Raw genomic sequence first — 10,939 nt, forward strand, 5'->3', positions numbered from 1 at the left:
TTTAAATTAATCTAGTAAAAAGCAGACCCCTAATGGTCTGCTTTTTTACTTATTTCCTATTACGCAAAGGCACCCTCTTTCTTCGTAACATTTCACGCTTGTAAATCCCGTCTTATAAAAAAGGTTTACTAATTCTTCGGTCGTCTTAAATTTATCCATATGATATTGAATTTTGAAAGTTTCAGCGACTAGTAAAAAGGATCCGTTCGGTTTTAAGACGCGAAATACTTCTTTCATATCATTCTCAACATCAGGCCAAAAGTAATGAGTTTGAAAGGCAGTAATGAGATCGAAGAAGTTTGTAGTGTATGGAATCGAGGACACGCTTGCCTGATGAATGATTATTTTTTCTGTTTTTACATCCTTCATATTGGTTTTCTTTGAGTTTTCAACAGCTTGTTCTGAATAGTCAATGCCGTATATTTTTCCGTGGGGAGTTAGTCTTGAAAGGCTATGTATTGTTTTCCCACCTCCGCAACCGATATCTAAAATAACTGCATCTTCACGTATATGTATTTTTTGTAAAGCCCAATTTGTTAGTCTCGTATGCGCAGCATTCATAATGCAAAGCATAGAGGAACCAATTGTCCCGCGAGGATTTTTCGCTTGCTCGATTAATTGTTGTAAAATACTCAATTCAAACTCTCCTTTTATATAAGAATATGTATTTATTTCGCTTTTAATAATTTAACTCCTCTAAAAAAAGCACGCCGTCTACCGGCGTGCTTCTAATTATGCAAGGACCCTTTTAGCCAATTCCGAGCTCGATACGCCCCAACCGGAATTTGAATGAGTGAAGTTTCATTTCCGGCATCTATCCCGTACAATTGATCACATGAATTTGTATCAAAACTTAGTAACGGATGCCCGCCCATCCCCATAGCGTTCGCAGCTAAAACAAGTTTATGAACGAGCATGCCAGCTTCCATTTGATGAATTCGATATCCTCTATAACCTAATTTACTTTTATAGTAATCTTTATTTCCGATTACATGTAGACAAAGTGGTACTTGAAAAAGATTTACGTTATCCATCGTCATACTAGATTGAAGCGGATAACGAAGGTCTCCGTACCGAATTGGCTGTATGGAATGTGTCCTACTGTTATAAGCGTAAGCGCCGTTTTCTATGTCTTTTACGTTATAAAAACATCCATACAGTGAGACTCGTGCGTTTTTATTTAAATGTTTGCCATCAAGGTCGTTGTAATAAGGGAAGGAGAGGCTCGCTTCTTGTAGTAAAGTAGCGAGCTCGGCTGCATCCCATTTCGTTAAAATGAAGTCAGAATCAGGTGAATATCGTTTTTTACAAAGTTGTAAGAAATCATAAGATAAACGCTCTACTTGCGGTAGCTGCACAGTATGTGAACTATATTGATAATTTTCTGCATGTGTTAACGTTTGAAAGTATTCGGTGGATTCGATCATAGATGCCGCGTTTATTTTTTTTATCATCGGATAGTCATCTACATGTTTTGAACGAACGAAATGCTCATGTGTTAACGGCGGGATTTGCTGCAGTAAGTTATGAGAAGTAACTGTTTTATTTTCACGATGATCGTTGTGAAACCAATCTGTATTCGGTTCTGTACGTAAAGGAATAACAGCATACACACTTTCTTCACCTTCAGACAGTCCAAGTAAATGATTCATTGCCCGGTCTAGAAACTGAAAATATACACCATTTGTATAACCGAATTGTTTTGCACATTCAAGTAATTGACCGATGAGCACACCGCTATCTAATCCTTGCAGACGATACGAAAAGTTATTGTATTTAAAGAAGTTTTTCCAAAACATAGTGGATACGAATGCAGCACCAAAACAAGAATGTATGTTGCAACGATTGCCGAGTGCTTCTGTAAGATAAGAATCGAAATTTCCTTCGCGAAGTAAGATGAGACGATGATGAGCGGCGTCGTAATGGTAAATGCCGTCTGGATAATGATCCATTTTTAAATACATATATAATTCATTTGGATATAAAGCGCCTCCAGAAGGGATGAATCTTCGAAATAGAGTCGTTGTTTTATTATTTTCTAGGTTAGTAGTAGGCTGACAGAATTGTGTTAAACCAAATGAGTACCAAAGATAATGACCGATTTCCTCTAAGTTAGGTTTAGTAGAAGAACTCCGCAAAGTTAATGGGATTTCTAAAGAGAGAGGGATTACTGGTAAATTTCGATATAATTTATAAGGAAGTGGTGCGTCTTCCCAATCAATCTCTTTATCGGACGACATAATTTCATTAATAGAAAAATGGAGATGATGTAAAAAAGTATCCAGTTGCATCAAATTTCCCCCTCACTATGAATTATGGAAACGGATGCGGATGTGGATTTAAACTTTCATTCGTTAAAGGCTCAGCCCTATATCCAAGTGTCATCGGTACGGTATACACTCTATCTAGTCCTGTAACCCGAGTGAGATGGTGACCGAACGTCATCGGTAACATGCCTGGAATAATGACTTTTACACAATGTAAGCCGTTCTTTTCTATAAGGCGGACCGTTTGATCTACAACGATTACTTCAAGTCTAGATTGATGTAGCCGGTTTAAAAGTTGATGAAGATCAGATGTTAAATCCATATCAAATGATTGTAATACATTCATTTCTTGGAACGTTTGCACCGGAGCATCTTCACGTAAAAGGAAGTGAAGACGTTCTTCCGCTTCTTTCAATCCGTACAGCATACTATGATCTTCCATTTTATTAACGAGGTAAGGATCTTGTAAGCAGTTTTCGTAATACTCTCTTTTTTGATCGAGCTCTTCGTCTGCTATAAGTAACATGCCTGCTATTTCATGAATTGCACTCTTTAGAGCTCGGATTGGGTCTAAATGAGAGCCTCCTGCACAAACAACGTTCATTCCATTTTCACGCGTATTTTTTGCGATGACCCATAGGCTAGGGATGCCGTGTTCCATCGTTGCGTTAAAAACATGTAATTCATACCCGGTGATCGTGCGTAACCGCTGGATCATTAATTGTAATTCCGTATCCTCTGCTGAACTAAGATCAAGGCGGGGAAGAGGTAATTCGGCATACCAAGTGAGCAAAAAGGCGTCACGCTCTACAATTTCTAAAATGCCGTGAAAAATTGCCTCTTCTAAACTACCACCAATTGCACATCCATTTGATGTTTCATATACGAAAGCATCTCGATGACCGAGGCTATAATAAGCGATTGATTCTGGAACTAAAAGTGGCTGGCTTTGTGATAAAGAGTATCCCCATACCCAGTTTTGCTCATAATCAGGATCAAACGGCTTAAATGGACAAGTATCACGATTGTAATGTTCAATTGTATGCACACCGAGTGTGAGGGGGTTCAGTGCAATATGCTCTAGCTCATGAAAACTACCATGCACATTTGGCTTTTTCCCGCGAGGCGACATACCGCAATATCTTTCTAACCCTTCTAGAATAGCGGTTGCTTCACTAAGTGCGAATGAATGAGTTCGGCCCGCGACACCTTCATTTCCGAACAGTAATGGCATGTTTATAATAACATCAGCAAACGGTAATAAAGAATGTTGCATTTGGCCGTTTAAAATACCAGTCCGGTAATCTAAATAGTCTCTCGTTAAAAATGTGTTTAGCTCATGAATGGAACGACAGCGATACGTTTCAGTACTCGTTTTCAAACTTGGTTGTAAAGAAATTTGAGCTGCATCTGCTGTATCGTCAGACAAATTGCTGCATACCGGACAGAGAGGGTCTGGAAGAAACGAATGCCGGGTACATTGTAATGTTTGTAAGTCCAGTAAAATGAGTTCATTGTCTATAGAAGAATGTTTGTTAGTTAATATCTTCTCTGTTTCAGCATGAATGAGCTGGCACATTTGTAACATTCCATTTTGGGTGGCGCGTACATCACGCCTCGTCACGTTATCTGCTTTTAATGCATATTTCCGTTGTAGTTCCCACATTTCTTTTTGATCAAAGCCAGCTATAAACCGGCGTCCATCAGCGCAGTGGGAACATCCAGTTGTAAGAGGCTGAACGTAAGGACCGATAATACCTTCACCAAACGAAGTAAACGCGCGAAGCCACGGAATATTATTTGAGCGAAAGATAAGCTCAGCATCATGATGTACGGAAGAAGGAGACCCGTCATGTAAGACAAGAGCAAAATGAATGTTTTCAGGGAGAGCTGCTGTAATTGTATGCTGGCGGATGAGTGAATATTGCTTACACAATTGCTCATGTACATAGTCTGTGAGTAGGCCATCTCCTATAAGTAATATGTTTTGAGTCATTGGTCATCCTCCTTTGCAATTAATACCCCATATACACCGTCTAAGTTGTCTCTTAAAAATGACTCAATAGCTAAATCAAAAACAAATGGATAAAAGTTGTTTTCCGTTAAATTTTGCAAAGCAACTTGTAAAGACTGTACGCCCGGAATTTCTTCCTCTTCTTGTATTGCTAATCTAACAGAATCCGTACTATATAAAACAATGGATGATTCCGGTAACATATTAGCTTTATAAGGAATCTCTTCATTTTGAATATGAAGGAGTGCTTGTTGCAGGGCATTTCTTAACGCGAGTGTTATATTAATATTTGCCGCACCATACCATCTATCATTAATACCGATCCAAACGACAGGAAAACCAAGTAATTCCTCACTCATTCCTACTTTAGGTATTTCATGAATTGCAGAGAGAGCATCGTAATAAAACCTACAATGTTTATCATGAATTTCGGTTAAATCAAGCTCTGTAATCTCTTCTAGCATATGTGATTGGCGTTCACATAACTTATTATTTAAATGTTTTTGTAGTGCTCGGTATACACCTTCTGTCATCGTTTCCCCAGCACCAATACCGATATCAGTATGTTCGGGGATAAGACGATGAATCATTTCAGCTACATATGTTTCAACTCCTGTTAAACCAGCTTCGCGGCGTGCTTCATTATGAGTTAATCCACCGCAAGTTATAGTAGGAAGGGGAGAGGTAGGTCCATCTGATAATGGGTTTGCAACTTGAATATAGCACTGTGATAAAGGCAATTGGTGTAAATCTTGTTCATCCCACATGTGGAATATGCCAGTTTCTTTAGAAGTTAACGTATCAAAAAAACGAAAAAGTTCAGTTGAAGTATATTGTCCGGAACGATGGGCAAGGTTTTCTTGAAGATTTTGCACTGTGTCAATTGTAAAGATTTCATCGGTTGCGAGAAGATGTTTTATGAAAGGGTGCCACTTTCCTTCAAGTGTTTCCAAGTTTAATAAAAAGAATTGAGGATTATGCTGCCTGTGTGAACCTTCAGCGACATGTTTAAATAACTCAAAAACGATAACATTTGCTAACATTGCAGATGCAATTGGTGAGAAAGGTTCAGGTGGATTTTCACTTTGTAAAGTAGTTTCGTGTAGACGATGCCAAGCTGATTCCCAGCATTCTTCACGGTCTGCGGTTACGACGGGTCCAGCTAAACCAATTCTTGATAAGCAAATAGCTGGTATGAAATTTTTCCTAAACTCTCTACAAATAGTATGGATTGCTCTTAAACTTTCAATATCTCCATTTTGGGAAACGTATAAAATCCAGTCGAAAGGCTCGAATACTTCATGCAAAGGGCGATCAATTGTACTATCTATTTCTTGAATAAGTACATTGTCATCATTTGCATATGCACGTTCGCTTAGTTCATGAATTCGATCGTAGTTTGTTTCAGCACGATCTGTAACAAGATAATGAAATGTAGGTAAACCAGATTCTAATAAAGAAGAAACTAGGGAAGTAAGCATATCGCCAGAACCAATTATAAGCACATTTGCTGCGCGGTACGTTTCGAATTTTAAAGCGCCTGAATGGGAATCAGCTTCTAAAAACTCAATTTGCGAAGCGTATCTGTCGAGTAATGCACTGTTTAATTCGTGGGGAGCATCTTGGCTTACATCACGAACGAAACCATTTTCATATAAAATCTCTCCAATTTCAAATACTCGATTTTGATAGGGGAGAGGGAGACCATCGGTTATTTCTGTCAAAGAATGATTACCGTTAAACATAGGCATTAATTTCTCAATCCAGTCATAAATTCCATCACCATCCATACGGAATGAACTGGAGTTATTTCGAAAGTAAACACCCCCGTTTGAATCGGGGAGGAAGAAAGTATCCTTATTTGCTTTAAGTTTTGCATGAACTGGAAGGTTACTCATTTTTATCCCCCTTACGTTTTAGACATACATTATTAGTCTATGTAGTGTGATGTGTCCCGTATGAATACAATAAAAAAAGGCTGTAGAATGATTCATTCTACAGCCTTTAATAGATTAATAATCTATCAACCTTCTAATAATAATGATTTTGGATCTTCAAGCATATCTTTAACAGCAACAAGGAAGCTAACTGCTTCTTTACCATCAACAATACGGTGATCGTAAGATAGTGCAAGGTACATCATCGGACGGTTTTCCATACGCTCGTTATCGATCGCAACTGGACGTACTTGGATTTTATGCATTCCTAGAATACCTACTTGTGGGCTATTTAGGATTGGTGTAGACATTAGAGAACCGAATACACCACCGTTTGTAATCGTAAATGTACCACCTTGTAGCTCTTTTAATGAAAGTTTATTATCGCGTGCTTTCAGACCTAAATTACGAATCTCGCTTTCAATTTCAGCGAAGTTCAATTGGTTAGCATCGCGTACAACTGGAACAACTAATCCATCTGGAGCTGCTACTGCAATACCGATATCATAGAATTTTTTAATGATAAGCTCATCGCCTTGAATTTCAGCATTTAATAATGGGAATTGTTTTAATGCTGCAACAACTGCTTTTGTGAAGAATGACATAAAGCCAAGACGTACATCATGTTTTTTCTCGAAAGCATCTTTGCGTTCTTTACGTAATTCCATGATTGCACTCATATCAACTTCGTTAAATGTAGTTAACATTGCAGATGTTTGTTGAACTTCTACAAGACGTTTTGCAATTGTTTGACGGCGGCGGGACATTTTCACACGCTCAACTGGTTTTTCGAATTCAGTTTTTGCAACTGGAGCCGGACTTTGTTTTGGAGCAGCTGGTGCTTCTTTTGGAGCTGCAGCGTGAGCTTGTACATCATGTGGTCTCACACGTCCAAGTAGATCTGTACTACGTACGTCGTTTAAGTCGATTCCTAATTCACGAGCCATTTTGCGAGCAGCTGGTGATGCGATAGGACGATTTGTATTTGGTAAACCTTGCAATGCTTTATTTTGTTCAGCACTTGGAGCTGCTGCTTTTGGTGCTTCAGTAGTTTCTTGTTTTGGTTGCTCATTAGCTGGAGCAGGTGTACTTACTGCAACTGCTGCGCCGTTTGCGTCTAAAATTGCGATAGTAGCGCCAACTTCAACTGTATCTCCAGGTTCGCCTAGTAACTTCGATACAATACCTGAATCTTCTGCAATGATTTCTACATTGACTTTGTCAGTCTCAAGCTCAACAACGCTGCCACCTTTCTCAACTTTGTCGCCTACGTTGATAAGCCATTGTGAAATAGTTCCTTCTGAAATAGATTCTGCAAGCTCAGGTACTTTAATTTCGATCATTTTAAATGTCCTCCCCTTATTTGCCTAACGGTGTGTTTTGTCTTCTTTAATCTTCGGTAATCTCCATTTGTTAGCCCGGCTGTGGCAGACTATCTGCCACAGCTGAGCCTGAAAAACTCATTGTTACTTTCAGTTGCTGAAAACTTCAATTTCTTGTTTATCTTGGCGGAAGTTGTACTTCACATCTAAAGCGTGTGCAACGATTAATTCTTGCTCAGCTTTGTGAGCGAATGGATCGCCACCAGATGGGCTAGAACGATCCGGGCGTCCAATGTAACCTGTTTTCACTTTATCCCCAGCTAGTTCGAACAGAATTGGAGCCATGTAATGCCATGCGCCCATATTACGAGGTTCTTCTTGAACCCAAATGATTTCTTCTAAGTTTTTAAAGCGTTTAATAATAGATTGAACTTTGTCAGCAGGGAATGGGTACAACTGCTCGATACGAACCATATGAACTTCATCTAGGCTGTACTCATGCTTACCACTCTCGATTTCTGCTGCTAAGTCAATTGCCATTTTACCTGTACTTAAAACAAGGCGTTTTACTTTGTTTGGTTTCGCACCAAGGTTTCCTTGTTCTAAAGCAGGTTGGAAACGTCCTTCACTTAACTCACTACCTGTAGAAAGTGTAAGTGGGTGACGTAATAAGCTTTTCGGCGTCATAATTACTAATGGTCGAACAGCCTCTGTTCCTAAGATAGATGCTTGACGGCGCAAGATATGGAAGTATTGTGCTGCGCTCGTTAAGTTTGCAACTGTCCAGTTGTTCTCCGCAGCTAATTGTAAGAAACGTTCTGGACGTGCACTAGAATGCTCCGGTCCTTGACCTTCATAACCGTGTGGTAATAGAAGAACTAGACCTGATTTTTGACCCCATTTCGCTCTTCCTGCTGAAACATATTGATCAAATAATGCTTGCGCAGTATTTGAGAAGTCACCATATTGCGCTTCCCACATCACAAGAGTTTCTGGAGCAAATACGTTGTAACCATATTCGTAACCAACAACAGCAGCTTCTGATAACGGACTGTTATGAACAGAGAATGATGCGTTAATGTTCGGTAAGCGATGTAATGGTGAATATGTTTCGTTTGTATCAGTATCGTGTAATACGATATGACGATGCGCAAATGTACCACGCTGTGAATCTTGACCAGTTAAACGAATTGGCGTACCTTCTTGTAAAATAGAAGCGAATGCTAACGATTCAGCAAGTGCCCATTCAATTTTACCGTTTTCTTCAAGAGCATCTTTACGGCGCTCAAGAATTTTCTTCACTTTTGGATATACGTTAAAGCCTTCAGGCCAAGATAATAGTCCTTCATTAATTGCACGAAGTGAGTCAATTGAAACACCAGTGTCAATCGGTTGAATTCCTTTTGCAACAACTTCTGGAACTTTAACGTGAATTGTTGCAGCACTCGTATCAGCTGGTGGCACTTGTGCGTATTCAGCCTTTAATTCCTCTTGTATAAACTGAGCAATTGTTTCAACCTCATCTGCATTCAGAACACCAGCAGATTGTAATTGATCTGCATAAATTGCTCTTACAGTTGGGTGGTTTTTAATTTTTTTGTACACTTGTGGTTGCGTAACTGCTGGATCATCCATTTCGTTATGACCATATCGGCGGTAACCGATTAAATCGATTAAGAAGTCCTTTTTGAACAGCGTACGATATTGGATCGCAAGGTTTGCAGCAGCAAGACAAGCTTCCGGATCATCAGCATTCACGTGAACAATCGGAATATCGAAACCTTTTGCAAGGTCGCTTGAATATTTAGTAGAACGAGAATCATAGCTGTCAGTTGTAAAGCCGACTGCATTATTTGCGATAACATGAATAGTTCCGCCAGTTTGGTATGCATTCAATCTACTTAAGTTCAATGTTTCAGACACAACACCTTGACCAGGGAATGCAGCATCACCATGAACTAAAATTACGAATGATTTTGTAGTATCTTGTTCTGGAAGACCAGATTTTTTACGATTCTCTTGAGCTGCGCGTGCGAAACCTTCAACAACAGGGTTAACGAACTCAAGATGACTCGGATTATTTGCTAATGTAACACGGGTGCTAACTTCTTCATTACCAACGACTTGTTCTCTACCCAAATGGTATTTTACGTCGCCAGTCCAGCCAGCATTTGTCTTTACACCTTCTATTTTTGCATGTTTGAACTCAGCAAACATGTGACCATATGGCTTTTCTAATACGTGAGCGAGTACGCTTAGACGACCACGGTGAGCCATACCAATCATGACATCTTCAACGCCGCCTTTAGCACCTTCTGAAACAATTTCATCTAGTACAGGTACAAGCATATCAACGCCCTCTATTGAGAAACGTTTTTGACCAACGAATGTTTTATGCAAGAATTGCTCGAAACCTTCAACAGCAGTTAAACGTTTTAAAAGAGCAGTTCGTTTTTTATTTGATAATGGTTGACGCAATGAATTTGATTCCACCATTTGATGCAACCACGCGCGTTCTTCACTATCTTGTATATGTGAGAATTCATAAGCTAAAGATTTTGTATAAACGTCTTTTAATCTATGAATTACATCAAGTGCAGTGTGAATACCCTCTGGTGCATCTTGCCATACTGTTTTTGCTGGAATCGCTTTCAAATCAGCATCGCTCAGTTCGTTCATTGCTTTTTCGATAAGAGATTGTCCGTTTGCAGCATCTTCCATTGGGTTGATGTGAGCCAACGTATGCCCGAAAGAACGAATCTGTTCAACAAGTTGAACGACTTTAAGAATTTTTTCAATGTTACCTGTGTTTTGAGGAGAAAAATGTGTTGCTGTGTTGTCCCCTGTTACGACATCATCTTGAAACGAAGGAGCTCCAAAAATTTCAAAAAGCTCTTGTAATTCCGGATCAACAGAACCTGCTCCAGTTACGTAAAGATCATACTGTTCAATAACATAACCAAGGTTCGGACCATGGAACTTGGCCCAAGGGTTTGTCGTTGTATTCTTCCTCGTCATTTGTTTAAACCTCCCAATGCATATAATCCTTTTCCTATACAAAAGGTGCATTTTGCTCTTTTTCAATAATTGATGAACTAATAATTAATGTAAATGTTATCTTTACTCTTATGTTATTACAATAATTTACATAATACCAAACACTATTACTTATCTGTTTTGTAAAAAAACATTCACAATTACTTATCACCCAAGTTAATCTTTCATGTTATAAAGTAATTTTACAGAAAAATGGGGTGGATATATTTGGTATACCTACATTAATAACTATAATTGTTGCATTTAAATATAAGTATAACTATCAGAATGTTTCGATAAAATTTAGTTCGAATTATGTATATTGAAATAATAAGCGCTTTCATTGATATTATACAACAATAC

At 38.8% G+C, this 10,939-nt stretch carries 6 protein-coding genes; all 6 read right to left on the minus strand.

Annotated features, from left to right (window positions below; all coding sequences use genetic code 11):
* Nucleotides 1-45: 45 nt before the first annotated feature.
* The 6 genes from AB3X48_RS12605 to odhA all read right to left on the minus strand — a co-directional run bounded on the left by AB3X48_RS12605 (nt 46) and on the right by odhA (nt 10,558).
* Nucleotides 46-636: a class I SAM-dependent methyltransferase gene (locus tag AB3X48_RS12605; protein WP_002158829.1), complete on the minus strand. Its 591-nt coding sequence runs from the start codon at nt 634-636 to the stop codon at nt 46-48.
* Between the two features lie 92 nt (nt 637-728).
* A complete protein-coding gene (locus AB3X48_RS12610) occupies nt 729-2,291 on the minus strand; it encodes a SagB family peptide dehydrogenase (RefSeq protein WP_016104212.1) in 1,563 nt (520 codons plus the stop codon).
* Nucleotides 2,292-2,313: 22 nt separating this feature from the next.
* Nucleotides 2,314-4,263: a TOMM precursor leader peptide-binding protein gene (locus AB3X48_RS12615; protein WP_088098821.1), complete on the minus strand. Its 1,950-nt coding sequence runs from the start codon at nt 4,261-4,263 to the stop codon at nt 2,314-2,316.
* Nucleotides 4,260-6,179, minus strand: coding sequence for a putative thiazole-containing bacteriocin maturation protein (locus AB3X48_RS12620; RefSeq protein WP_256416064.1), 1,920 nt, complete (start codon nt 6,177-6,179; stop codon nt 4,260-4,262). The genes AB3X48_RS12615 and AB3X48_RS12620 overlap by 4 nt, the downstream gene beginning before the upstream one ends.
* 125 nt (nt 6,180-6,304) lie before the next feature.
* A complete protein-coding gene (gene odhB / locus AB3X48_RS12625; RefSeq protein WP_002201328.1) occupies nt 6,305-7,561 on the minus strand; it encodes a 2-oxoglutarate dehydrogenase complex dihydrolipoyllysine-residue succinyltransferase in 1,257 nt (418 codons plus the stop codon).
* A 129-nt stretch (nt 7,562-7,690) separates the two neighbouring features.
* Nucleotides 7,691-10,558, minus strand: a complete 2,868-nt coding sequence (odhA, locus tag AB3X48_RS12630) for a 2-oxoglutarate dehydrogenase E1 component (RefSeq protein WP_256416063.1) — start codon at nt 10,556-10,558, stop codon at nt 7,691-7,693.
* Nucleotides 10,559-10,939 lie beyond the last annotated feature (381 nt).

Source organism: Bacillus sp. S4, from assembly GCF_040838205.1.
GTDB lineage: Bacteria > Bacillota > Bacilli > Bacillales > Bacillaceae_G > Bacillus_A > Bacillus_A cereus_U.

Excerpts from the sequence above, each read along its gene's own strand:
- AB3X48_RS12610 (WP_016104212.1), bottom strand. The coding sequence starts at position 2,291 with ATGCAACTGGATACTTTTTTACATCATCTCCATTTTTCTATTAATGAA.
- AB3X48_RS12615 (WP_088098821.1), bottom strand. The coding sequence starts at position 4,263 with ATGACTCAAAACATATTACTTATAGGAGATGGCCTACTCACAGACTAT.
- AB3X48_RS12620 (WP_256416064.1), bottom strand. The coding sequence starts at position 6,179 with ATGAGTAACCTTCCAGTTCATGCAAAACTTAAAGCAAATAAGGATACT.
- odhB (WP_002201328.1), bottom strand. The coding sequence starts at position 7,561 with ATGATCGAAATTAAAGTACCTGAGCTTGCAGAATCTATTTCAGAAGGA.
- odhA (WP_256416063.1), bottom strand. The coding sequence starts at position 10,558 with ATGACGAGGAAGAATACAACGACAAACCCTTGGGCCAAGTTCCATGGT.